Here is a 25024-nt window from a genome sequence, read left to right on the forward strand (position 1 = left end):
GCAGCGAGGTCGTCACGCGACACATAAACCACCCGCTCGGCCCCTGAGGACATTCCCTGAACGGGCCCCTTCTCTCGCTGGCAAGTTGGGCGCGAAGCCAGCAGGCCTGTATCGAAAGCGCGCGTAAAATAGATGACGAGCGGTCGGGAGAATAACGAGTTGCTCAATAAACGCTTGTGAGCGCGGTACAATGGGCGCGACTTCGGATGATGTTCTGGCCGAAATCAAGGACCAAACACCTGGCGTTATCCGCGGGGCGCAGCCTCTTGTCAATTTGAACATCCGACCCACCCAGCGTGACCGACGGCACAGTGCTCTCTGAGCACCCGCCAAAAATCTCCAAGAGCAAGCGGCGCCTCAGTTGGCTCCCATGATCATCCCGATCAGTTCCGGAACCGACTCCTTCTTTGGCACTACCGAGCCTGCAATCCGCCCCTGCCGCATGACAACGGCCCTGTCAGCCACTTGGACCACGTGGTCCATGTTGTGGCTGATTAGAATTACCGAAACGCCGCGCTCCGGAAGCGACTTGATCAAGCGGAGCACCTGAGCTGATTCACGTACACCGAGTGCGGCGGTAGGCTCATCCAAGATGACCACCTTGCTCGCGAACGCCACCGCTCGAGCGACGGCAACCGCTTGACGCTGTCCGCCGGACATCAGCCCGATCTCCTGACCAGGATTCAACGCCTTGATCCCGAGGTTGTTTGCAGCGCCGACCCAACCGGTTGCCTCCCGAGTCTTATTCAGGAAGCCAAAGGGCCCCATCCAACTCGGCCATGTCTTCTCGCGACCGATGTAGAAATTGGAGGAGACATTCAGATTGTCCAAAACGGCGAGATTCTGAAACACTGTTTCTATGCCGGCACGACGCGCATCGCCCGCCGAACTCAGCGAAAGCTTCTCGCCAGCTAGGTGGATCTCGCCTTCATCGAGCTGCATGACGCCGCTGATCGCGCGAACCAATGTAGTCTTCCCAGCTCCGTTGTCGCCGAGGAGAGCGAGGATCTCGCCTTTGTGGAGGGTTAGGTCCACACCGCCCAGGGCAGTGACGAAGCCGTAGGATTTCACGGCGTTGCGCACCTCTAAAACGACGTTGCTGTTCATCGCATTGCCCTCGCCGCACGTGCACGGAGTTTTTCTTCGAAGTATCGACGGAGGACGTCGAGTTCGAGCGCCAAGAGGATGGAAGCGCCAATGGCGATGGCTTCCCAGAACGGAGAGACACTCATCAGGTTGAGACCGTTGCGGATGACCCCGATGATTAGAGCGCCGATCAGGGCGTTGACAATATGGCCCCGACCGCCAAAGAGGCTGGCCCCGCCGATGATCACCGCAGTAACGGCGTCCAGTTCCATTCCCACACCCGCGAGCGGCGAAGCGGCATCCGTCCGGCCGGCATAGATCAACCCGGCAATGCCTGCGGTCATGCCCGACAGCATGTAGCAGCTCATGATGACCCGGTCCCGCGGAACCCCCAACCATCCCGCAACATCTGGGTTACCGCCAACGGCATAAATCCACCGGCCCCAAAGCGTCCTGAGCGTCAGAACCGCGAGCACCAGCGTAACGAACGCAACGAGTATCGCAGGGACCGGAACGCCCCCAATCGACCCATTGCCAGCGGCTTGCACGAGAGGAGCCATCCCGATGTGCTCGGTGCCGCCGCTCAGAAGAAGCGCCATGCCTCTACCGATACCCAGCGTCGCGACGGTGACAATCAAAGGCTGTGGAATTCCACCCTTCACGATCATGAAGCCGTTGAACAGTCCGAAGAGTGCACCTGCCGAAAGGAAGACCACGACATGGAGTAGACCGTTGTCGATGCCGGAATCCATCATCAAACCGGACAGCACCACCGTCAGACCAAGGACGCTACCTACCGAAACATCGACCCCCCGCACGATGATGACAAGCAGCTGCCCTAGCGCCAGTGTTGCGATCATCGTTGTCTGCGTCAGGAGGTTCTGGAGATTCCGAACCGTTAGGAAATACTCATTGAGGAAGCTCATTATGATTATGAGCGCGATTAGGATCACCGCCGGTCCCGTTCTCAGGATACGCAGCCCCAATCGAATACCGGGTGCTTTCAAAGCTTCGGAGCTGTCCAGCTCCGGCGTAGTCGGTTGGGCATTCGCCGCACCTGCCACGTTATCTGTGTTGGTGGATGACATGATCGAAACCTTCTGACGTCGGCTGCCGAGCCGAAATCGGCTGAAATTATGACTTTGCGCCCCTGAGCGTCGCCCTGGGGCGCAGTCTCACGCTGGTGCCGTGAATTACTTAGCGGCGAGCTTCGCCTTGAGGTCCTTCACGTAAGCCTCGGCGTTGTCCTTGGTCAGCGGTGTGGCGACAGGCACGACGGTTACCGGCTCAACGGCTTCGTTCTTGGCGACCTTGACGGCGGTATCGATCGCGGTCGAGCCAATAGCTTCGAAAGGATACGGCACGGTGTATTTCCAGTTGCCATCAGACGCGACCGCCTCTGCACCATACAGCTGACCGCCGATCGACCCCAAAGGCACCTTGCTGCCGCTGGATTTGAGCGCTTGGAGGGAACCCTGTGCGGACACGTCGAACACGTTGAAGATACCGCCCAGATCAGGCGAAGACGTCAACATGTTTTCGGTGATCGTCCGCGCGCTGGCGGGATCGCACTTGGCATCGGCGTCCATAACGACGTTGTACTTCTTCGACTCCGTTGCCTTCTTGAAGCCATTGATAAAGGCATCGGTGTCCGGATTGCCAAGCAGGCACCGGATGATGCCGATCTTCGCCCCTTCGGGTACAATCTGGGCAAACAAATCGCCGGCCTTACCCGATGCGCCAGGAATGTCGTAGAGCACGTCGGAGGCGTGTCCCTTCAACTCGGGTAGACCGGTGTCAAAACCGACGACCTTTATGCCCTGCGCCTCTGCCTTCTTCAGCGCTGGGTAGAGCTGTGCGGCCGCACCGCCATGGTTGATGGCGATTACGTTGTAGTTTTCTGTMATCGCCTTTTCGATGGCGGTGATGAAGTAGTTGGCATTGGTGCGATCTGGACCAGCAACGATGTCGATCTGGACGTCCGGGAATTTCTTCGCCTCCGTCTCCGAAGCCTTGTGCATTCGAACGAACGACTGGTCACCCAGGTACGGATAGATCACAAGCACCTTGGGCTTGTCCGCCGCATATGCGGTAGTGCTCAGCATAGATGCGGCTAGCCCCAGCAGAATGCCGGCTTTCACTGTCAGTTTCATTGGTTCCTCCACTTCCCGTTACGATCGATGTCGCTCCAATCTGAAGCTCACTGTGCCGCCTCGACCTCCTGCGGCTTTCGCTGCCGATACTGTCTGTCCCGGGCATCGAACATGTGAAGCGAGCGCATAGCCCGCCGTAACTCTTCATCCGCAGCTAGGCGTCTGTATTCGGCGTAAAGCTCCTGATAATCCGCCAAGCGATCCTGGTTCGGCTCGAACCTCTGGTGGCTGCGTGCCCCAAGTTGCTCAGCGCCCTCGGCAAACGAGCCGACAATCCCAGCCGCGACGGCACCGTGGATTGCGGCACCGAGCGCAGTCGGGTTTTCAACGTCGGGGACCTCAATAGTCCGCCCCAAAACGTCCGCCATTGTTTGGACGAGAAACGGGTTGTTGCGTGTGAGACCGCTCGTCATGATCACGCGCCGGACAGGAACGCCCGCAGCGAGGGCCAAGTCCAGGATGGTTTTGGTTCCGTAGCAAAGAGCTTCGATCAGGGCCCGATAAATCCCCGCAGCCGTCGATTTGAGGCTCAGGCCAACGAGTAGTCCGGAAAGGGCCGAATCCGCGAGCGGGATGCGGTTGCCGGCAAACCAGTCGAGAGCCATGACGCCGCCTTCGCCCGGGCCGAGCGCTTGGGCGGCTTCGTTGTAAGAGGCGAAGTTTTTTGAGAGGTCGGGGTCGCGTGGAAACGTCTTGACGTACCATGCCAGCATATCACCGAAGGCCGCCTGCCCCGCCTCGTAGCACCATAGGTTCGGCAGAACAGCACCAAATGCCGCTCCCTCAAGACCGGTCGGCAAGCCTCGTCCCTCGTCGTCCAGGATAAGGAATCCGGCAGAAGTTCCGAGCGCGCCAACGAACACACCCGGGGCGACGGCACCGACAGCAGGCAGAACAACGTGACTGTCGATCACTGCGACGGAAACAATGGCATCGCCCAGGAGGCCGGTGCGTTGACGCCACTCAGCTGTCAAAACGCCTGCCGCGCTACCGACCTGCGAAGGCGGAGACAGCCGCCGAGTTAGCCCGGGCACGACATCTTGCGGGTAGCCTGACGCTGCGGAGAATTGCGCCTTGTAAGAGGCGAAGTCCAAGCTTCGCATTTCGTTACCGGTAAGCTGCCATACGAGCCAGTCGCCCGCCTCGATGAAACGGTCCGTCTCGTCCCAGATTCCGGGTGCCTCGGAACTCAGCTGAGCCGCCTTCGCGATCAACCATTCTCCAGATAGCTTGCCACCAAAGTTTTTGAGATACTCCCCGCCGCCAGCGTTGATCGCATCCGCCTGAGACTGGGCCGAGTGCTTCCACAGCTTCACATAGGCGTGTGGGTCTTCCGGGTTGAGTTCAGCGAGGGCCGTCCCATCCGCTCTCGCGGGCATTGGTGACGAAGCTGTAAAGTCGATACCAATTCCGTCAATGGTCTTTCCGCTTCCTAGCGCGGAAAGAATTTGTTCGGCGGCCTCCGTGTAGTCAGAGGGAACCTGTAAAACGAAATTCGCGGGCAAGGCATGGCCCATAAGGGAGGTCGTCAAAATCCCATTGGTGTAGGGGTGGACGTGATGTCCCTCCTGTGCGCCGGTCCGGGAATTCACCAGGATACCGCGGGCTGACTCCGACCCGAAATCCATGCCGATGAGATAGGTGTCGGCCATGCCGTTATCCTTTTCTCGCTTCGAGCATCGTTCTGACACCATCAACGACAGCCTTTGCAGTGATGTTGAAGTGTTCGAAAAGCACCTCGGCGGGGGCGGACTCTCCGAAAGTGTCGATACCGACGACGGCTCCGTCGAGACCGACGTACTTGCGCCAGTAGTCCGTCACTCCGGCCTCGACAGCGAGGCGCGGCAGGCCGCGCGGGAGGACGATGTCCTTGTAGGCGTTCTCCTGGCGGTCGAAGGCGAAGGTTGAGGGCATCGATACGACGCGGACGTGAATGCCTTCCGCGGCGAGCCGCGTCTGGGCTTCGATGGCCAGTCCAACTTCAGAGCCCGTCGCGATAACGACCGCAGCAAGTGCTCCCCCCTCCTGCTTGAGGATGTATCCGCCGCGCCGAATGGCCGCCAGTTTGTCGGCGTCGCGGGTCTGGAAGGGAAGGTTCTGTCTTGAGAGGATCAGACTGGTTGGATTGGAGACATTCTCGATCGCGACCTGCCAGGCGACAAGCGTTTCCGCTGTGTCGCAGGGCCGCCAGACGTCCATGTTCGGCATTAGCCGCAACGTCGCAAGCTGCTCGATCGGCTGGTGGGTTGGGCCGTCCTGCCCCAGTGCGATAGAGTCATGCGTAAATACATGGATAGCGCCGACCTTCATCAGCGCCGCCATCCGCAAAGCATTGCGGGCATACTCGGAGAACATCAGGAAGGTGCCGCCGTACGGACGTACACCACCATGGCGCAACATCCCGTTCATGATCGCGGCCATGCCGAATTCGCGAACACCGTAATAGACGTAGTTGCCAGAACCGGACTGGCCAAGCGCACGCGTTCCGCTCCACATCGTTAGGTTGGAACTTGCCAGGTCGGCCGATCCCCCAACCAGTTCGGGAACCAGCGGCGCGACAAGCTCCAGAACGTTCTGACTCGCCTTTCGGGTCGCTATCGTTTCAGCTTTCGCGACTACGGCCTCGAGGCCCTCTTCCATCTTCGCGGCAAATTCCGCCGGCAGCTCGCCGCTCATCCGGCGGTCGAACTCGGCTGCAAGCACTGGGTACTCGGACCGGTACCGGTCGAAAACCTGCACCCATTTTGCTTCTCGTGACGCTCCTGCAGCAGTGGCGTTGAATGCCTCGTACACCGTTGCTGGGATGTCGAAAGGCTCGTCATTCCAGCCCAATACCGCCCGGGTAAGTGCGACCTCGGCAGCACCGAGCGGGGAACCGTGGCTATCGTGGCTATCAGCCTTGTTGGGCGACCCCTTGCCGATCGTGGTGCGGCAGCAAATCAGGGTCGGTCGGTCGGTCTCCGCCTTCGCCTCGGCAATTGCACGATCAACGGCTTCGACGTCGTGACCGTCGATCCCGCGGATCACGTGCCAGCCATAGGCTTCGAAACGCTTGGGAGTATCATCGGAGAACCATCCGCCGACATGACCATCGATGGAGATGCCATTGTCATCGTACACTGCGATGAGTTTCCCAAGGCGCAGCGTACCTGCGAGTGAACAAGCCTCGTGACTGATCCCCTCCATCAAGCAGCCGTCGCCCAGGAAAACGTAAGTATGGTGATCGACGATGTTAAGTTCGCTCCGGTTGAACTCAGACGCCAAAAGCCGTTCGGCGATGGCCATCCCGACCGCGTTAGCTACACCCTGCCCCAGTGGACCAGTCGTCGTTTCCACGCCAGGGGTGTAACCGAATTCCGGGTGCCCTGGTGTCCGGCTATGCAGTTGCCTGAATGCCTTGAGGTCCTTGACGGTAACCTCGTAGCCGGTCAGATGAAGGAGGCTGTACAAGAGCATCGAGCCATGACCATTCGACAGAACAAAGCGGTCGCGGTTCACCCAGTTAGGGTTGGCCGGATTGTGCTGAAGATGACGCGTCCAGAGTGCAACCCCGATTTCCGCCATGCCCATCGGCATACCAGGGTGACCTGATTTGGCTGCCTCCACGGCATCCATTGAAAGCGCTCTGATGGCGTTGGCGAGTGTGGCGTTGCTGTGAGACATATTTTCCATGACTTTATTCATGCGGGAATAAGGGCTGACCTAAGCCACCGGTTGTGGCTTAGGCCGTTGCTTGGGCAAAATCGGCCGCGGTCGCCGCCCCGGTCATTATCGCTACGGCGTCGGACATCGTGACGACCCGTGGATTGACCACGGCAGCACGCCTTCCAAGCCTGTGAATGTGGATGCGGTCGGCGATCTCGAAGACGTGGGGCATGTTGTGGCTAATGAGGACGATCGACAGTCCCCGCTCACGAACGCCCTGGATCATGTCCAGAACCTTCCGCGACTCCTTTACACCGAGCGCCGCAGTTGGTTCGTCCAGGATGATCACCCGTCCACCGAACGCACAGGCCCTCGCAACAGCGATACCCTGGCGCTGGCCACCCGAGAGCGTCTCCACGCTTTGATGGATGTCCTGAACAGTCATCAATCCCAGGTTTGAGAGATGACGCCGTGCTTCAGCTGCCATCTTTGCTCGATCGAGTAACCGGAACATCGAACCGCGCATGCCGCCGACCCGCATTTCCCGTCCGAGAAAGAGGTTATCGGCGATGGAGAGTGCCGGCGACAGCGCGAGGTTCTGGAATACCGTTTCGATACCGGCTGCTCGCGCGTCCATAGGGGACTTAAAGGCAGTCAGCTTGCCGTCCAGCCTGATTTCCCCGGCGTCCGGGATGACCGCGCCGGCGAGCGCTTTGATCAAGGTCGACTTGCCAGCCCCGTTGTCCCCGATAACCGCAAGGATTTCCCCCCGGCGCAGTTCGAAGTCGGCGCCGTTAAGCGCGACGACATTGCCGTAGGTCTTGGTGAGGCCACGACCTTCAAGAGCGAGTCCCTGGCTCATGCCGCAACCCTCCGAATCCACTGATCAACGCCGACGGCGGCTACGATTAGAATTCCGACGGAGAACTCCTGCCAAAGCGCATCGAGCCCAGCGAGTGCGAGACCGTTGCGAAACACACCAACGATGAGTGCCCCGATCAGGGTTCCGACGATCGTCCCGCGACCACCGAAGAGGGAAGTTCCGCCGATGACCGTTGCCGTGATGGAGTCAAGGTTTGCAGTCGAGCCTGAGGTGGGGCTGATAGCGCCCACGCGTCCGATCAGTGCCCAAGCGCCGATAGCCGAGATAAGACCAGCGCATCCGTATACCGCGAGCAACACGCGCCGTGTATTGATACCGGCAAGTCGAGCAGCATCGGGGTCATCACCGGTGGCGTAGACGTGCCGACCGAACGCTGTGCGGTTGAGTACGTACCAAGCGCCGGCAGCAAGAGCGATCATAAGGACGGTCCCCATGGTGATGCGCGCTCCGCCGATTTGAACGGCTGCGCCCATCCACTGCAGGATCGGAGCAGCCTCGGCTACTTCCTGCCCGCGGATTGTCTGGCTGCCGGAGTACCATAGGTTCAGCGCACCGAAGACGCTCCAACTGCCCAGGGTAACGATGAAGGGAGGTAGGCGGACGTAGGTGACAAGCACGCCGTTGATCAGGCCGCAGAGAAGCCCGGCTGCTAGTCCGATAAGGAAAGCGAGTTCAGGTGGCAAACCGGCGACGATTGCGAGGCGACCCATCATGGTCGATGTCAGAACCATGATAGCCCCAACAGACAGGTCGATACCGGCGGTTAGGATGACGATCGTTTGCGCGATGCCGATTATACCGATGATCGTAACCTGCTGCAGAATGAGCGACAGATTGAAGGGCTGGAAGAACCGTCCGCCAACGACCACCGAGAAGACAATGACGCTGGCGGCCAAGACGATGAAGGGCACCATCGTTGGGTTGCTGTGAAGAAACCGCTGCAGCCGACCGAGGGGGCTATTGCGCTTGTTTTCGAATACAGCGACCGCATCGTCACTTTCTGAAAGACGTGCTTCGAAGCTGGCCGACGTCGCCGCCACCTTGTTTGAATCTGTCATGAGGATACACCCTATTTGGGCTCGCTATGAAGCTGCTGACGCTGGTCCCGCTGATCGACGGCGGGACCAGGTAGCGAGCTGCTCGAAAGCGAGCGGAGTTAGGTTGACGACAGTGTCCGGGCGCAAAGCACCCGGAGCACCAACGGGATCAACCCCAGCATGCTTTCAAGGCCTCATCGGACGTGATCGAGTCGACGCCGGGTACCGGTTTGTCGGTCACGAGCGTGACACCTGTGTTGAAGAAGGGAAGACCTGGGCTGGCCTCTGGCTTCTTGCCGGATTTCACGTATTCCACGATAGCCTCGACACCGAGCGAAGCCATCTTCAACGGATACTGCATCGATGTCGCACCGATCACGCCTGCCTTGACGTTCTTCACGCCCGGGCAACCGCCGTCGACTGACGTAATGAGCACTGACCCCTCTTTTCCGGTTGCCTTGAGCGCTTCGTAAGCACCGGCAGCGGTCGGCTCGTTGATCGTGTAAACGACCGACAGGTCGTTATCCTTCTGGAGAAGCGTCTCCATGCCCGTACGGCCACCCTCTTCCGATCCCTGGCCCCACTGATGGCCAACGATGCGGTTGTCGTCTTCATCGAGGTAGCGCGAGACATCCTTTGGATMGATGCCAAAGCCCTTCATGAAGCCCTGATCTCGGGCAACGTCGACAGTCGGCTGGTTCTCCAAAGCATCCAGGAATGCCACCTTCGCTTTGGTGGGATCTGCAACGCTTTTTGCAGCCCAAGCACCGATCAATTCGCCCGCCTTGAAGTTATCCGTTGCAAAAGTGGCATCGGCAGCGTTAGCCGGCTCGAGCGGGGTGTCGAGAGCGATAACAAGAATGCCCGCCTTGCGAGCCTGCTCGACGGCGGAAACCAGGGCCTTCGTGTCACTGGGAACTACGAGAATACCCTTCGCGCCCGCGGAGATCAGGTTCTCGACGGCGGCCACCTGGCTGTCGTTGTCACCGTCGAACTTCCCGGCAAAGCTTTGAACCTTCACTCCACCGAGTTCCGCCGCTTTCGAGGTCGCACCCTCACGAATCTTGGCGAAGAACGGGTTAGCGTCCGTTTTGGTAATGACGCCGATGAGGATGTCCTCGGCAAGGACGCTCCCTGGCAAGCCAGCAATGCCAGCGCCGACGAGAAGTGCAGCTAGGCCCAAGCGCCGTGACGAGACGCTGTTGTGCAAGGCGTTTTTAAGCTGACGGATCATTTAAGTACCTCCCAGATTGACGAACCGAGACCCCACCTCCGAGGCCAATCGGTCTAAACGTGAACGTTAATGAACCGCCTTTTGCTCTCTGTCAATCATATCGCCCAGGTCTTTTGTATAATTTTATACGTAATTAGCGACTATTAAGTTGATTTTGGTCCGCGGTTTTGGAAAAATCTTCGTGCCGGCCTCGTCACGCGGCGCAAGAAATGTAAGAAAATGAGCATTCATGACTGACAGGATCCATCCATGCCCAGCACCAACCAAACCCACGGGAAAACCAGGCAGAGCGGTGCGGGCGACGTCAGCTCCGACAAAGCAAGCGGACAGATTCTCTCACTTGTAGGATCTGGCAGAGCCCGATCGCGGAGCCTGTTGACCGAACTGTCGGGCCTCTCTCGTGCGACAGTTCATCAGAAGCTGGGGAATCTGATCGATGCCGGGCTGATCAGAGAAACGGAGGAAACGCTTCCAAGCGGGGGCCGCCCGACTCGGGCGTTGGACCTGAACAGGGATTTCGCGGTCGTACTATGTGCCGACATTGGCGAACAGCATATTCGGGTGGCACTTACCGACCTTCGCCCGGCGATATTGGCGGAAATTTCCGAAACGTTCGATATCCTTCGCGGCCCGACGATCGCCCTTGAGTGGATCGAAGAGCAGTTTGAAGCGCTTCTCGCTGCCACCGGTAGAGCTACGAGCGATGTGATTGGAATCGGTATCGGCCTTCCAGCACCCGTGGACTACGCCAATGGCCGTGTTGTAGGACCGTCGGTCCTGGTCGGATGGGATAATTTCGACATCCGTGGGCATCTTGGCCAAAGATTTGGCGTGCCGGTCTATGCAGAGAACGATGTGAATCTTCTCGCTCTCAGTGACCATCGGCTACGCCGTTCGACTGTCAGCGAAATGGTTTTCGTGAAGATTGGTACGGGCATCGGGAGTGGAATTATCACTGAAGGCCGGCTCTACCGCGGGGCTCAGGGTGCCGCTGGTGATATCGGACATATACAGTTTGCTCGGGAGCCAGCGCCCCTATGTCGATGTGGGAAGGTCGGCTGTGTTGAGGCGCGGGCGGCAGGTTGGGCGATTGCTCGTGAACTTCGTGATGAAGGGATCGAGGCTCGAAACGCACGAGATGTAACCCAGCTAGTGCGGGCGGGCCAGCCATTAGCTATCCATCTGGTCCGTGAGTCCGGACGCATCCTTGGCGAGGTCATGACCAGCCTTGTAAGCATCCTGAACCCAGAGACGATCGTAATCGGCGGCACGCTAGCAATATTGGACGATCATCTCCTCGCCGGCGTTCGGGAACTTGTCTACAAACGTTCGCTGCCACTTGCTACCAGAGAACTGGACATAGTCATCTCGCCTCCGGACCCTGATGCCGGGATTGTCGGCGCGGCGTTCCTCGTCATTGAGGAACAAATGAAAGAGGCGAACGTAGACGGCGTAATAACGCGCCACAGCCAGCGACTCTCTAAGCGCTCTTCGCTTGTGTCATAGTAAATCGCGTTTTCTGCAGGCGTCGCAACTGACGGGACTGAGGTCATTCGCTTATTGCGCGAAGAACGCAATCTGGTCACCGTTCGCGCTCGCGGTGACCCTGATCTCGATGAGCGTGACGAAGGTCAATCTCATGGGTATCGGGTCAGAGCGAACCGTATGTGATGGGTAAGCGTTAAAGGAGGTATGCCCCAGGTCCTTCGTCGAAATCCTGCACTAAGACGAACAAGAGTTAACGACCGGAATGAGAGCGCTAGGGCGGCCGTGGTCACAATTTGCACCCGGGTGCACGAGCTGCCCTTTGGTCGGAGGAAGACCGAAGCCGAAACGCCCTCGTCAGCTTGAGCAGCGAAGGCGATCTACGAGGTGCTGATTGACACCATCGGTGGGACCAACATTGCTGCTCTTCTGCGGTGAAGCAACCAATTCGCCAAGAAATGACTTCGCATCATCTAGCGAGTTATCATTCGGCACGTCGGAGTCAAAGGCGTCTGCGACCTAGCGCACGTTTGCATTGTCGATCTCAAGATGTTCCATAAACCCCGCTTCGTAGCGATGATAAAGACAATGCAGCGCATCGGAGCTTCCGGCATAGGCCGCGCCAGGGCGCGAGAAAGCGGGAATTCGCGTCACGCGCGGGCGGGAAGAAGGGCAGCCGCAGGAGCGTCAGCAAAGCGGTCCGAAGGAGACGCGGGACCGACTGCCCCGCGACCGCGTGTTCCGCTTTCGGGCCGATCGCCCATAGCCGTCACCGCGCCACTTATTGCCGGCCACTCCCGACCCACGCCTCGCCTTCCCTTTCGGGCAGGCGCCGTTTTCCGCGTCAATGCTTTCGTTGGTGGTTGCCACGCGTCGCCCTCAAAAGGCTCTCGGCCTCGAGGATTGCCTCGTCGATGCGTTCGACCACTCTGCCAAGCACCGGGTTTGTCTCGGCAATCGGTCTGGCAGATTTCAAACACTGAAGAATGAAATCCACTCGATTCGACATGTCATCTCCATGCGCATGGAAACCTGATTGGAGTGTAGCATTTCGGCTCATGGCGGTTACCCTATGCTTTCGATGGTGCCATCGGGATCATCTCCTGCTAATTGGGCATGCCAGTGGCAAAACGCATCATCTGCGGAAATCTCCCTCATACTCACCTGCCCGGCCGCACCAGCGACCGCGCGATATCGATGATGTCGTCGCGACCAGCGGTCGGATCCTCCCTGTTCCAGGCGACACCCAGCCCGACCTTGAAGTCGATCCCCCTCACCTTCTTCAACTCGAAGCCGCGGTTCGGCAGATCCTGCGTCCATTCCGGCACGAAGCCGATGCCAAGACCGGCCGAGACCAGCGACACCAGCGAGAAAGTGTCGTCGCAGGTATAGGCGACATTGTCGCTCAGATCATGCTCCTCGAACTTCTCCGCGAAATAGCGCTCGCTGTAGGAGAGGTTCTGCCGGGAAAAGGAGATGATCTTCTCGGAGCGCAGATCCTCGAGATCGATCTCGCTCTTCAATGAAAGCGGGCTCTGCTTTGCCACTGCCAGCAGATAGCGCTCATGGGCAATCGAAAAGAAGCGCAAGGAGCCGATGTTCTCCACCGGCCTGATGAAGCCGAGATTGATGCGGCCTGCCTCGATATGGCGGATGATGTCATCGGTGGTGCCGCTTTCGATATGCATGCGTATATCGGGATACTTCCTCACAATGCGCGACAGGAAGGACGGCAGCACGCCGATCGTGGCGGGATAGACCGTGCCGATCGCAATCCTCTTCGTCGTCTTGCCGGCAACCGAGCGGGCGATCTCCCTCGACAGGTCGACTTCGCTCAGGATCCGAACAGACCGCTCGTAGAAGGCCGCCCCTGCCCGCGTCAGTTCTACCCGCCTGGTCGAACGGATGAAGAGCTGCACGCCGAGTTCCTTCTCCAGCGCCATCACCTGGTTCGACAGAGCCGGCTGGGCGATATGCACCTTGGCCGCAGCACGACCGAAATGCAGCTCCTCGGCCACCGCAACGAAGTAGGATAGCTGGCGTAGTTCCACAGGACCTCCCCACCCTGCCCGCGCGGACAGTGTTCAAACGTCGCCAAGGCTACGACGATATGGTAATATGTCGGTTATATCCCATGGATTAATGCAATGCAAGATGGTGCCCATGAGCTATGGACACTCGAGCGCGCATAGCCTGGAATTTACGAAACCTCCGATCTCTGCGGAATATCACGCAAGAGAACCTTGCGGTTGACGCTCAGGTCGACAGAACCGTCATAAGCGATTTAGAGAGAGGCAAGCATAACGCCTCGGTTGACCTTTTGGATCGGCTGGCTGGCGCGTTGTCTGTCGATATTTCGGATTTCTTCGCCGAACCTTCGACCGACGATCAGCCAAAACCAATGAAGGCGGGACGAAAACCCAAGCAGAGCTGAAGTCCAAGGTTTTTTGTCACCGGCTGGAATGGCCGCCTTGAAGGGGTGTGAACCTGCAACCCCGTGATTGACCAGCTTTTATTGGCACTAAATTTTCCAGTCCAGGCAACTACTTGCTCTCCGGAATGGCGCCATTGACACCAATACATGACTCGATGTGGTAATGTCGTCATCAAGGTTGGAGAAGCAGAATGAACGACGTCACTCAGATCCGTAAGATGCCGCCCTTTCCATCGAGAGGTTTACTTATCGCATCCGCGAATATGTTGAAGTTCGTCGGACACTCCGGCTTCGAAGCGCTTCGATTGGAATGGGATCTGCAAGATACCGACGCTGGAACGGGAAATGGTTTGATGGCTAGGGCGACATCGCTCGCGACTTATGCTCTCAAAAATCCGGAGCTGCGAACTCCCGACGGCAATTATCTTCAGTCCGAGATTGTGGCTAAAGCCGGCGAGATCTACCGCAATAGTTGGATGACTAACTTAAGCGAGAAAGAACGATCCGCTTTTAAAACTGCGTCTGCGAACGCAGGCTCGATGAACGACGTATCAGAGTCTGGGGTCGTGGTGGTCTCAACTAGCGATCCGCATTCTTCCACCGCGACCGCCGCCCCAACGATATCTCCTCAAAGCAGTCCCTTGAAACGTAAGATATTCGTTGTTCATGGGCATGACGAAGGGGCGCGGGAGACCGTAGCTCGATTTCTAGAAAAATTGGAATTCGAAGTAATTATCCTTCACGAGCAGGCTAATCGCGGGCGCACAGTCATGGAAAAAATAGAAGCGCATGGTGATGTGGGTTTCGCTGTCGTACTTCTAACACCTGATGATGAAGGTCGAAAGGTGAATGGAACATTCAAATTCCGAGCTCGTCAAAACGTCATGCTCGAATTGGGCTATTTCATCGGCCGTCTCGGGCGGTCAAACGTCTGCGCCCTAACACGCGGTGACGTTGAGCTACCATCGGATTTCGCTGGTATGGTTTATCAACCTATGGAAGACGGTTGGCGGGCGGCGGTAGCACGGGAGTTAGCCGATGCGGGCTTCGAAATTAACTGGGAAAAAGTTTCCAGATCGTAAGCCGAGATATCACTCATAGAAAGCGCTGTTGTCGACAGAGACGACGACGCTGTCTCGTAATATACGCTGTGGCTCGATTACTCGCGCTTTCATGCTTGCAGTATACGGATAGGAGTCGGACAGAACGGCTCCCATGTCATTTCGGATATCCGACCTGGAGCCATATTGAAGCTCGACATAAACGGTACCCGCGACGGCCAGTTCTATGAATTCGTCATCGACGAACCTAATTGTGTAGTCGTCGATTTCATGTCCATCGACGGAGGTATGCGTTGATAGCTCATCAAGTTCCTGCAAGGTCTCCGATAGAAATGTGTCGAGAACCGTGTCGAAAACTTCCGTCCTTAACGAKCGATGCACTTCTTCCCGGCAAGTTCGAGCAGCGTCATAGATATCCAACAAGCCATCAAGCGAGTCATCCACCAGTACACGAATCTCCTCATCGTCATCGAGGATGGTTTCTTCCCGCACATGCGTTGAACGATTGAGCCTTTCGATTGTCTTCAGCAGTGGTCGCGCGATCTCGCTAAGGTCAAGTTTCAGAACCTTTTCTACGAAGTCTGTCGGCAAAGCGCCTTGCACTATGTAGGTGACCCGCTGCATCCGCGTCGGGCCTTTGGTATCTTTGACGAGCTCGTACCAGCGACAGGCTGTCACCCGTTGATCAGGGGCCATTGAATGAAGCACGTGACCTGTGAGCTCACGCATGGCTGCCGCACATAGGTTGCCCCGAATTGGATTTTCGCTCTCGCCGACGAGAAAGGCACCCTCAAGCACGGTCTTCATGAAATGATCATCGGGGTGTTCGGCGGCGAGCGACTCTCCCTTTGCACGTATTTCCGACCATTCTGGGACTCTGTAGTGCATAGCCATCGAACCTATCAACTCTTTCTCGGTGCCTCAAAGCATCCTGTGTAAAGCGGTGGATAGCCGCCTTTAAGAAGCCGAGCTGTGCCCATCGGGAGACAAACCCAGGTCAGGAGAACGGAATCCACAGGCGCGCGCCCTCGTAGCGTTCAGAATTTTTGCTGCGTCACAATTTGCACGATCCGATTCGACGGAAAAGGCACGACGATTGATTTCTTCAGCTCTGCTGTCGCGTGGATGAGGATGAAGCTATTGAAAGGCGTTGCAAAGCCCTCGGCGATGAATTCAACGACATCGCCGTTCCTGTCTTCAAGTCGCAGGGCTCCAGGACGCGACATGCGGCGGCCTCCAAGCGGAATAAACTCCGCAAGTGGGCTCAACCGATCAACATGATCAGGCAACTTCAGCTCACCAAAGCGCTTATGAAAAAGCGGTGAGAGTTCGACGCGTCGAAGTTCGGAACGCATCCCGAGAACGGGGCTTATCTCTACGGGATTGAGGACAATCACGGCGCATGCTCGATCGCTTCGCCTGACATATTCCCTCATGGAGGCGTAAGCGGATGCGCCAAATTTTTTGCTCAACGCAAGCGGCACTTTTATGCTGAACGCACTATCCGCTGCCATTTCCGCAAATCGGCCATCCTGGAACAGAACGACACTCGCGAAAATGTTGGCCTCACGCTCAAACTGGTCGGAGACATCGGGGGACAGCGACTTATCGCAATCCTGGATCCAGCGAAAAAGCTTAGACTGATGTKGGATGTGCTTGTGACCCGCTTCGTGAAGCTTGAGAAAATTTTGCTTGGATTCGGCAACGGTGGTATCGACATGGATGAGGTCTTCCTGGACATCGAAGATCCCCCTCACCTTTTCGATCGCCGATTTAACAAGGTTTGCCGCCCGCTCGCCAAACTCGCGAGCATGACGCAGAAGCGAACGGGGATCGAACGCGCTCATCTGAGCGACGCGAAGTTTCGCGGCGCCGAGCAGATCTGGGACCGGCGTAGGTAGCCGGTCCCATGCGCTTGCCTTGTTCAACAGATCGGTCGCCKCGCGATGGATTGCTGCATACTCGCTCGGAGTGAGCGAACTGTCGTCAGGCTTCAATTGGTCAATCCTTCTTAGAACGCAGATACCCAAGATATTTCAGCAGCTCGGCTTCCTCGTTCTGCGTTAAATTCAATTCAGCGAAAGTCGCCGCCCTCCCATGGCGCTCAACATCGGTACGCGTCGTCGTAATATAACCTGCCAACTCCATCAGTTTGTCGTAGTCCACGCCATAAAGGTTTGCGAGGGAATAAAGGATGTTTGGGGACGGCTTCTGAATTTTTCCGTTCTCAATCTGACTTAGATAAGCATTTGAGACTTCTTTGTTTGTCGCCTCTTCGACTCCGCGAAGAGTTAGCTTTCTATCTGTGCGGATTGACCCGAGATATTCTCCAAGGGTGACTTTCACAACTCTCCTCTTTCAACGACAGCACTTCGCGCGCCAGCACTGCCCGTGGATTTCGCGGCGCAAGCCATTTTACCCCGTATGCTTGATAAGTCAAGCATGCGTGCTTTGTGCTAATTTTTTCAAGCATGCTATTTTTTTGCTTGACATACTTAGCACGCTTGAACCATGATGCAGTCACTGACCAGCCGCGGTGGATTGGTCAGCCAAACAACAAGCCCACGAGGTTAGAAATGCAGAGCATCGGAAATGAAGGCGTGGTTTCCCGCATCGAGGAACTTCTCGAAGAAATCCTTGATGAGATTGTCGAACTGGAAGCTTATGCGAAGGAAGGCAAGCGCCCTCCCCTGGCAAAGGCTTACCGCTTCAAGATCAACGACAACTCTTTCGTTTGGGACAAGCCGCACATCACTGGTCGCGAGGTCCTGTTCCTCGCCGGCCTCACGCCGCCCGAGAACTATACGCTCCGCGTAAAGCTCGCCGGCCACAAGCCGCAGAAGGTTGATCTCGACCAGAAGATCGACCTTCGTCATCCGGGCACCGAAAAGTTCCGCGCAATCCGCAAGGAACAGACCGATGGTGAAGTACAGGGGCGGCGCGATGCGCCGCTCCTGGACGCCGATATGGCTTTCTTGGAGGCTTACGGGCACCGTTTCGATATCGTCAAGGATGGCTCGACGTGGGCAATTCTCCATGATTTCCCGGTCCCTTCGTGCTTCAACTATAAAAGCGTGTCGCTCGCGATCCGCCTTGAACAGGGTTACCCCATGACCCCGCTCGACATGCTCTACGTCTACCCGAAGCTTGCTCGCATTGATGGGCGCGAAATCCCGCAGACGCAGGTCGAGCAGCCGATCGAGGACAAGATCTTCCAGCGCTGGTCGCGTCACCGTTCTGGTCAGAACCAGTGGGTGCCGGGCGTCGACTGCCTGGAGACCCACGTCTTCCTCATCGAGGAAATCTTCGAACAGGAGGCTTCGCGATGAACGTGACCCTCAGCATGTCGGTCGACCAGCATGCATTGCTGCAAGGCCATCTCTTCCCTGGTGACGGTCTCGAGGCCGCCGCCCTCCTGCTCTGCGGAGGAAGTAGTCATCTAGGCCGCTACCGCCTTTCCGTTCGGGACGTGATCTTGCTCGATCATGAGAAGTGCAAAAGGCTTGATGACCGCATTTCCTGGCCAACTGACCTGATTGTTCCTCATCTCGATCATGCAGAGGAGCTCGCACTTACCGTGCTGAAGGTCCATTGCCACCCCGGAAACTTCCCCCAATTCTCGGAGGTCGACGATGTCGGAGATCGCGAGCTTCTGCCGATCGTTAGATCGTGGGTTGGGGCTGACGTTCCGCATGGCAGCGTCGTCATGCAATCGTGCGGCCGGCTCTTTGGCCGCTACCTCTGGAAGGGCGACGAAATGAGCCCGATAGACATGATCAGCGTTGCTGGACCGGACATTCGGCTTTTCCCCGCAACCGCTCACGATCACTCTTCGTCGTTCGGACGATCTCAGGACCAGGCGTTCGGCGAAGGTACAACGGCGACGCTCGCAAGACTGCGCGCAGGTATCGTGGGTATTTCYGGAACTGGCAGCCCCCTGCTTGAACAGCTCATTCGCCTGGGCTTCGGTGAAATCGTCATCATCGACCCTGATACCGTCGAGGATCGCAATTTGAACCGGATCCTGAACAGCACCGTCGCCGATGCCCGCATGGGTAGGCACAAGGTGGACGTGGCTGAAGCAGCGGCGATAGCGACGGAGCTCCCGACCCGGATCATCAAGGTGCCATCAACTCTGATGTTGCCGGCGGCGATTCATGCGCTCTCTGTGTGCGACGTCATTTTCGGCTGCGTCGATACGCATACCGGGCGCTTCGCGATGAACCTTGTATCGACCTATCATATCATCCCTTACTTCGACATCGGCGTCATGCTCGATGCCACCGGCGACGGCGAAGCCGCAGGCCGAATTCAGGACATTCTCGGCACGATCCACTATATCGTTCCCGGGCGTTCGAGCCTGATTTCTCGTGACGTCATCTCGCTGCGGACAGTCGCGCAGGAAGGTCTTGCAAACTCCGATCCGGAAGCAGAGGCACAGCAGGTGCGCGACAAGTATTTCCGCGGCTTGAACGTCAGCCGTCCTGCAGTGATCAGCATCAACATGTTCGCCGCAGCCTTGGCGGTGAACGACTTCCTCGCAAGGATTCACCCCTATCGCCAGATGTCGAACGGTGATGTCGCATCCGTGGAATTCAGCCTCGGACAGCTGCGGTTGACGGCAGACGAGGAGCAAGAGGACTGTGTTCTTCTTCATCCGTGGATCGGCCACGGAAAGATTTCGCCGCTTCTTGGCTTGCCAGAACTTTCGGAGCCGCACTCATGACGTGGATTTTGGATGCTGGTCACTATCTCGCCGGAAAGATTCGCGAGCTGCTACGCCGCCCATATCGCGGCGTAATTCGCGAGGGGAGCATGCCACGGTTCCTAGCGCCAAAGACCCTCTACATCTTGAATGAGGATGGAGAACCCTGGCAGGCAACGATGATATGCCCATGCGGCTGCGGCGCCGTCCTGGAGATGAATCTCGTCCATGACGAAAAAGCTGTCTGGCGCGCAAAGGTAGAAAAGGATGGAACGGGCACGCTCCACCCTTCTGTCTGGCGGCAAGTCGGCTGCCGCTCCCATTTTTTCATTCGGAACGGAAAAATCCGGTGGTGTGATTGATCGATGTCACCGGCGGATCGGAATCTCAACGACCGGACGCATCGGCTCGAGCTGCGTCTGATACCGCCGAACGATCTGGTCGTAGAGATCCGCGACGCGCTTTGCCTTGACGCTAACCACCAGTGCATAACGCAATTCGTCTTCCGGTTCGAAATCTCGGCTCTCGAGACGGGCGTTATAGTGAATGTCGAAAGCCGGGTTGCGCAGGCTTTTACCGAGAAACCCGACAGAGCCGTGGAGCGTATTTTCCCATTTCCAGGCGTCACGCCGAAGATCGCCTTCCGTCAGTCCTTTCTGGGCCTTTCCAAAAAAGCTCTGGGTATCTGCATGCAGTTTCTTGTCTTCTTTTCGCTTTGTATCCTTAGGTCTGAACGCAATTTCCAGCCCGGCACGCGTGTAGTTGCCCGGATGATGGGGATCCGTCAGGGTCTTGTAACAGATCGTCGCCGTTATCTGGACCTTGCCAGCCATTTCGTCGACCGGGACGGGGATCGGGGCTCTCACGTAGTTACGGGCAGAAATGGTCCCCTGATAGATGACCCGGACTGTGTCGTCGTCGCACAATAGAATATCGTCCATCGTTCTGGCGACCCGCCCCCGACCGACCTCTTCAGCAGAAATCGATGACTCTTCCGCCGTATGGACGAGCAATGCCCGCACCGCGAGCATGTCGACATTCGCGCCAAGATGGGCCTTAACGCCGGCGGCCACCCGTAACAGGCTTGGCGATGCGAAGGACGTTCCACCAGTCACTTCGAGCTGCGGCCTACCGTCCAGACTTGCAACCAAGAACGGACGCTGTAGCGAGCCGCCGAAGTCGACAAGGTCAGGCTTGATAAGACCTGGGCTTCGGCCGGGGCCAACGGAGCTGTAGGGCGCGCGTGCCCAAGTGGCGTCTGGACTGTCGGCTGCGCCGACGGCCATCGCGTTTACACAGTCTGAAGGCACCTGGATCCTGTTGAAGCCAAGTGCCGCATCAAGCTCCCCGTCATTTCCGACGGCGATCGTCGCCAAAGTATCATTTCTTGCGAAGCGGTCGTCGAGCACCGCTGTCCACGCGTGAACGTCATCGTCTTCGATAGGAAGATGTGGACCGAGGCTGATGTTGACGAGATCGAACTGCCGATTGAGAAGTGTCTGATCGATCCGATAGAGCACCTCATAAAGCCCTTCCGGATCCTGGCTGGGGTCAGTGTCCAGAACACGAAAATGCTCAACCGGAGCGTAGGGCCTCGATAGCGGTTTGGTCGGGTCGATATGTCCGAACAGGAACGCCGATGTGACATGCACACCATGACGGCGAAGATCCTCATGCGAGCTGCCCACGCCAGTGGTATCGATCGGCGTCGTCCAGGCTGTCAGCGGATGATTGTCTGGCACACCGCCGTCAAAGATCGCGACCCTGATCCCCGGATCCAATGCCGCTTCCGAAGGATATTGAATCTGAGGCGAAGGTGTCGCGGCAGCTCGAATTGTCGGCCGGAGCACACGAAGGGTCGGCATCTGTCGAAGTGCACGGACCGCGGTAAAGGTCGCGATCTCCTCGGCGCGCTCGCATGGTGCGGTCAGCTCGACAAAGCAAAGGCCACCMGCATAAAATCGGTTGTCCATGGGAGCGTCGATCCCAAGTTCCGCAAGGTAGGTCCGAAACGCGCGAATAATTTTCTGCTCGCCGAGAAGCTCGTCCGTGTGCAGGACTGCCTCAAACGTCACCTTGCCTCTATCCGGTAGATGCCCCTTCAGCTTGTCATCGGCGTCAGGAGCACCGATCTCCTCAATGGAGATGATCCCGTTTGTCGCTGCGGACAAGTTGTTCCACTGAGGAAGCGCAGAGCTCCAGCTGCGCAAAGACGCTCGCGACCCCATTACGAAGATTTCGGTGGTCAAGGTTTCTTCTGAGGGACGTCCAAGCGATCGCTTTTGCGGCGTAATCGATCGCGTACGGCTCCCAACGGCCTCGACGCCAACCTGCTGGAACAGTTCCTTAGGATAAAACGACTTGGCAATGTACTCCGGGTTGAGGACAACCGACAAAACGGCCTTGTCGTCTGGGCAAGCTGCAGCCGGTAACCTATCCACCAGGGAGACGGCGCGGGTCAGCATCGGCGCCAGACGCGACCGAGATTCGGAAAACGTATAGGGATGCTGTTTGGGCGCGCCACCCCTAACGCCTGTCACAGAAGAGACTAGGCGCTCGCCTTTTCCCAGAAGAAAGTTCTGTCTCGCCATCAGGCACCCTTCCGTTTGCGCGAGCTCGCCTCAACCTGCGAATGGCTCCGCACGGTGTCTCGAGCGACGCCGGTCAATTTTTGCACGCTCCGCTGGGAAAGCCCGCCGTCAACCAACATTGTTGCAAGATTGATGCGCTCCGACTTCGAAAGCTGATCGGGTGAAATCAACGCCTGCAAATGAGTATCGAGCGAATCTCCCGAGATAGCAGCTGCCCTGCGCGCTTGGTCAACCGATTGCTTGATGTCGCTGAACGATTGACCGTGAAGTGCAACCGAAAGGACTTTCGCCCAATGGTCGGCCTTGTCGTCGTACGGTCGAAGCAGGTCATTGACGAGTTCGTGAATTGCCGGTCGCTCAGGCATCGGGAACTCAACCTTCATCTCGAAGCGCCGCCAGACGGCAGGATCAAGCAAATCCGGGTGATTGGTGGCGGCTAGCAAAAGCCCGGTCGCCGGCCAATCATCAACCTGCTGCAAAAGTACGGTAACAAGCCGCTTAAGCTCGCCGACCTCGTCCCGGTCGTCGCGACGTTTTGCGATGGCATCGAGTTCATCAAGCAAGAGGACGCAGTCAGCCTGCTTGGCATAATCGAGGACCTGGCGCAGGTTTGCGCCGGTTCGGCCAAGATAGCTGCTCATGACCGCAGCAAGGTCGAGAATCATAAGCGGCTTGCCAAGCCGCTTAGCGAGCCATCGCGCAGCGAGTGTCTTGCCAACTCCCGGCGGGCCGACAAAAAGAGCGGTTCTAGTCGGATCTAGCCCCGCAGCGTCTAGGGCTTCAAGACGGCCACGCTCCGAGACCAGTTGGTCAAGCGCCACCGATACCTTTGGAGCGAGCACTGGAGGATAGTCGAGTTCGATCGCTTCCTCGATTTTGAGCAGGTGAAGGCGCGAATCGGAATCCACTGGCATTGGCACTTCAGCCATCCGGCGGAGTGGGGTCTCCTTCGAAGGAGCCTCTCGAAGAAGCGCAGTTAGCGAGTGGGAAAGCTCAGGCTTGTCTGCACGCGTCTTGCGCGCGATGCGCTGCACTAGCATCTGGATATCCTGAGCCCGGCCCGCAAGTGCCAAGCGTGCAAGGCTGATAATGTCGGAGTCAAGATCCGCTTTTGCCGTCGTCATGTGTGGATATCCTCGTATGCCAATTTGCAGTTTCACTTAAAGTGGAAGAGAATTCAATAATAAACCGTAAATTTCTTCCACTCGATTGCTAACAATCTGCTTTTCATGATCTTTATAATGGACTACATCGCAAGCCGGTGACGATGTTTTGGCGGAGGGGGCCACCAGATGGCCAGTGGCTGGAACCGGAGAGCTATGTAGCGTCTCCGCGAAAGGGCTCGCATCTGCCGACACCCTCACATCTCAAGCATTTCCGCGGCGGCGCATCGCACCGCAGCCCTTCGCAAGCATGTCAATCATTCCTCTCCGGTCCGACATTCGTGAGGGACTGCCTATATCACTGCCCATGCCCGAAACCTCCCCCTTCCCGTCATCTCCCTCAAGCCCAGCTCCAATAAAATCCGCCGCGCCGCCTGCGGCGTCACCTCAAGCGTCTTCGCGACCATGCCAGCCGACACCAGCGGTTTTGCCATGACCAGCTCGACCAGCTCCGGCAGCTTTGACGATGTCCGGCGATTGAAAAGTTTGCGCTCCAACAGTTGTCGCGCCAACGCCAGCCGATCATGCTCCTTCAACCCGAACTCGGTGGCCGCGATCAAGGCGTGAGCGTTGGCCAGCAGCAGGGTTTCCCGATCGCGATGCCGGCGCCGATCGACAGGAATGGTTTTCAGGCCGAGATTGATCGCCGCGAGATGCGCGCCGGTAGTAATCCCGTCCTGGCGCAGGATCGACGCGCAAAACAGCCGGCCTAGCCAGGGCGCGTGCTGCAGCACCGAAATCTGCCCCCACGCATCGAGGGCGACGATCGCTTGCAACATCGCCGGCAGGTCATGCCCTTGTCGCAACACGCCGTGCCATTCCTCCAGCCGCTCGTCCTCGTCCCAATCGAGATCATAGACAATCGGATTCTTTTCGGCTGCCCGGTCGGGCTTCTCGGCTTGCGCGATGGCCACCTCAGCGCGAGCGAGCACCGCATCGATTGCGGCAAACTCAGCGTCGAGTAGGCCGGCGCCATCATCGCCCTGTTCCTCCTCCCCTCCTCCGGCCGCATCGACAGCCGAACCGACGTGTTCTTGCGAAGTAGCGCTGACCGCACCGACTGAGGCCGCAGACGAACTCTGGCCACGCAGGCTGCGGAGGCCTTCCGCAGAAAGCGCCCAGCCGGGTGGCTGCATGGCAATTCGCCGGCGGGTTTTCAGGACGTCGCGGGCGATCGTCAGCTCGTGGGTGGGGGCACGGATATCCTTGGTGGCGTCGTGGAGGACGAGGTCATCGAGGTGGACGAGTTCCCCATCGATCCACAGCGAGGCGCAGGCATCGGCAAAATGGGATCGCTCGAGAAAGCCCGCGCCGACCGGTGAGCGGGCGATGCGCTCGTCGAGACGGGCGAGTGCGATGCCGGCGTCTGAAATCGGCCGCAGCAGGCTCTGGATGGGCAATCTAGCAAGATCGTAAGGCATTGAAATCATGGTAAACACTTCATTAAACCGAAGCTATTTCCTATATTGATTCCGCCATCCCTGACGATCTTGKGTAATGCGCATCACCATCGATAAGGAACAGGTACCGTTAGTGATCGATTTGAA

The 25024-nt window shown here is 57.7% G+C and carries 22 protein-coding genes; 6 read left to right on the top strand and 16 right to left on the bottom strand.

Annotated features, from left to right (window positions below):
* Positions 1–357: 357 nt before the first annotated feature.
* The 8 genes from AC1DNW_RS12810 to AC1DNW_RS12845 all read right to left on the bottom strand — a co-directional run bounded on the left by AC1DNW_RS12810 (position 358) and on the right by AC1DNW_RS12845 (position 10038).
* Entirely contained in the window at positions 358–1107 is a 750-nt protein-coding gene (locus AC1DNW_RS12810) for an ATP-binding cassette domain-containing protein (protein WP_477852945.1), read from the bottom strand.
* Positions 1104–2174 (bottom strand): ABC transporter permease, encoded by a 1071-nt coding sequence (locus tag AC1DNW_RS12815; RefSeq protein WP_115038270.1) that lies wholly within the window; start codon positions 2172–2174, stop codon positions 1104–1106. The genes AC1DNW_RS12810 and AC1DNW_RS12815 overlap by 4 nt, the downstream gene beginning before the upstream one ends.
* A 105-nt stretch (positions 2175–2279) precedes the next feature.
* Complete coding sequence (locus AC1DNW_RS12820) at positions 2280–3239, bottom strand: sugar ABC transporter substrate-binding protein (protein WP_477852947.1); 960 nt, start codon at positions 3237–3239, stop codon at positions 2280–2282.
* Between the two features lie 47 nt (positions 3240–3286).
* Positions 3287–4891, bottom strand: a complete 1605-nt coding sequence (locus tag AC1DNW_RS12825; RefSeq protein WP_477852949.1) for a ribulokinase — start codon at positions 4889–4891, stop codon at positions 3287–3289.
* A gap of 4 nt (positions 4892–4895) precedes the next feature.
* Positions 4896–6902, bottom strand: a complete 2007-nt coding sequence (gene tkt, locus AC1DNW_RS12830; protein WP_477853138.1) for a transketolase — start codon at positions 6900–6902, stop codon at positions 4896–4898.
* A gap of 58 nt (positions 6903–6960) precedes the next feature.
* Complete coding sequence (locus tag AC1DNW_RS12835; RefSeq protein ID WP_113334940.1) at positions 6961–7746, bottom strand: sugar ABC transporter ATP-binding protein; 786 nt, start codon at positions 7744–7746, stop codon at positions 6961–6963.
* Positions 7743–8825 carry an ABC transporter permease gene (locus AC1DNW_RS12840; RefSeq protein ID WP_477852950.1) on the bottom strand — a complete coding sequence of 361 codons (1083 nt, stop codon included), beginning with the start codon at positions 8823–8825 and terminating at the stop codon, positions 7743–7745. Before AC1DNW_RS12840 ends, AC1DNW_RS12835 begins: the two co-directional genes overlap by 4 nt.
* A gap of 148 nt (positions 8826–8973) precedes the next feature.
* Positions 8974–10038: a substrate-binding domain-containing protein gene (locus tag AC1DNW_RS12845; protein ID WP_477852952.1), complete on the bottom strand. Its 1065-nt coding sequence runs from the start codon at positions 10036–10038 to the stop codon at positions 8974–8976.
* 375 nt (positions 10039–10413) lie between these two features.
* Here AC1DNW_RS12845 and AC1DNW_RS12850 point away from each other — a divergent pair, with 375 nt between their 5' ends.
* The gene (locus tag AC1DNW_RS12850; protein WP_477852953.1) at positions 10414–11544 is read left to right on the top strand and encodes an ROK family protein; all 1131 of its coding nucleotides are present in this window, start codon (positions 10414–10416) and stop codon (positions 11542–11544) included.
* 823 nt (positions 11545–12367) lie between these two features.
* Here the strand turns inward: AC1DNW_RS12850 and AC1DNW_RS12855 are convergent.
* Together AC1DNW_RS12855 and AC1DNW_RS12860 are read right to left on the bottom strand one after the other, a co-directional pair.
* Positions 12368–12532 carry a hypothetical protein gene (locus tag AC1DNW_RS12855; protein ID WP_477852954.1) on the bottom strand — a complete coding sequence of 55 codons (165 nt, stop codon included), beginning with the start codon at positions 12530–12532 and terminating at the stop codon, positions 12368–12370.
* 151 nt (positions 12533–12683) lie between these two features.
* Positions 12684–13574: a LysR family transcriptional regulator gene (locus AC1DNW_RS12860; RefSeq protein WP_477852955.1), complete on the bottom strand. Its 891-nt coding sequence runs from the start codon at positions 13572–13574 to the stop codon at positions 12684–12686.
* Between the two features lie 119 nt (positions 13575–13693).
* On the opposite strand from AC1DNW_RS12860, the gene AC1DNW_RS12865 reads away from it, so the two are divergent.
* Complete coding sequence (locus tag AC1DNW_RS12865) at positions 13694–13957, top strand: helix-turn-helix domain-containing protein (protein WP_477852957.1); 264 nt, start codon at positions 13694–13696, stop codon at positions 13955–13957.
* A 191-nt stretch (positions 13958–14148) separates the two neighbouring features.
* Positions 14149–15039, top strand: coding sequence for a TIR domain-containing protein (locus AC1DNW_RS12870; RefSeq protein ID WP_477852958.1), 891 nt, complete (start codon positions 14149–14151; stop codon positions 15037–15039).
* A gap of 9 nt (positions 15040–15048) precedes the next feature.
* Here AC1DNW_RS12870 and AC1DNW_RS12875 read toward each other — a convergent pair whose 3' ends face one another.
* The 3 genes from AC1DNW_RS12875 to AC1DNW_RS12885 form a co-directional block, all read right to left on the bottom strand.
* The gene (locus tag AC1DNW_RS12875; RefSeq protein WP_477852960.1) at positions 15049–15912 is read right to left on the bottom strand and encodes a pPIWI-associating nuclease domain-containing protein; all 864 of its coding nucleotides are present in this window, start codon (positions 15910–15912) and stop codon (positions 15049–15051) included.
* Positions 15913–16055: 143 nt separating this feature from the next.
* Positions 16056–17015, bottom strand: a complete 960-nt coding sequence (locus AC1DNW_RS12880) for an ImmA/IrrE family metallo-endopeptidase (RefSeq protein WP_477852961.1) — start codon at positions 17013–17015, stop codon at positions 16056–16058.
* Between the two features lie 4 nt (positions 17016–17019).
* Entirely contained in the window at positions 17020–17364 is a 345-nt protein-coding gene (locus tag AC1DNW_RS12885) for a helix-turn-helix domain-containing protein (RefSeq protein ID WP_477852963.1), read from the bottom strand.
* Between the two features lie 230 nt (positions 17365–17594).
* Here AC1DNW_RS12885 and AC1DNW_RS12890 point away from each other — a divergent pair, with 230 nt between their 5' ends.
* The 3 genes from AC1DNW_RS12890 to AC1DNW_RS12900 all read left to right on the top strand — a co-directional run bounded on the left by AC1DNW_RS12890 (position 17595) and on the right by AC1DNW_RS12900 (position 20085).
* On the top strand, positions 17595–18347 hold the full coding sequence (locus AC1DNW_RS12890; RefSeq protein WP_477852965.1) for a multiubiquitin domain-containing protein: 753 nt from the start codon (positions 17595–17597) through the stop codon (positions 18345–18347).
* A complete protein-coding gene (locus AC1DNW_RS12895) occupies positions 18269–19744 on the top strand; it encodes a HesA/MoeB/ThiF family protein (RefSeq protein WP_477852966.1) in 1476 nt (491 codons plus the stop codon). Before AC1DNW_RS12890 ends, AC1DNW_RS12895 begins: the two co-directional genes overlap by 79 nt.
* Positions 19745–19833: 89 nt before the next feature.
* Positions 19834–20085: a ubiquitination-like system serine protease family protein gene (locus tag AC1DNW_RS12900; RefSeq protein WP_477853140.1), complete on the top strand. Its 252-nt coding sequence runs from the start codon at positions 19834–19836 to the stop codon at positions 20083–20085.
* Positions 20086–20091: 6 nt separating this feature from the next.
* Here the strand turns inward: AC1DNW_RS12900 and AC1DNW_RS12905 are convergent, their stop codons facing one another.
* The 3 genes from AC1DNW_RS12905 to AC1DNW_RS12915 all read right to left on the bottom strand — a co-directional run bounded on the left by AC1DNW_RS12905 (position 20092) and on the right by AC1DNW_RS12915 (position 24907).
* On the bottom strand, positions 20092–22314 hold the full coding sequence (locus AC1DNW_RS12905; RefSeq protein WP_477852968.1) for a S8 family peptidase: 2223 nt from the start codon (positions 22312–22314) through the stop codon (positions 20092–20094).
* Positions 22314–23438, bottom strand: a complete 1125-nt coding sequence (locus AC1DNW_RS12910) for an AAA family ATPase (RefSeq protein ID WP_477852970.1) — start codon at positions 23436–23438, stop codon at positions 22314–22316. The genes AC1DNW_RS12905 and AC1DNW_RS12910 overlap by 1 nt, the downstream gene beginning before the upstream one ends.
* 332 nt (positions 23439–23770) lie before the next feature.
* Positions 23771–24907, bottom strand: coding sequence for an RHE_PE00001 family protein (locus AC1DNW_RS12915; protein WP_477852971.1), 1137 nt, complete (start codon positions 24905–24907; stop codon positions 23771–23773).
* Positions 24908–25024 lie beyond the last annotated feature (117 nt).

It is taken from the genome of Rhizobium sp. 05L429, assembly GCF_056397645.1.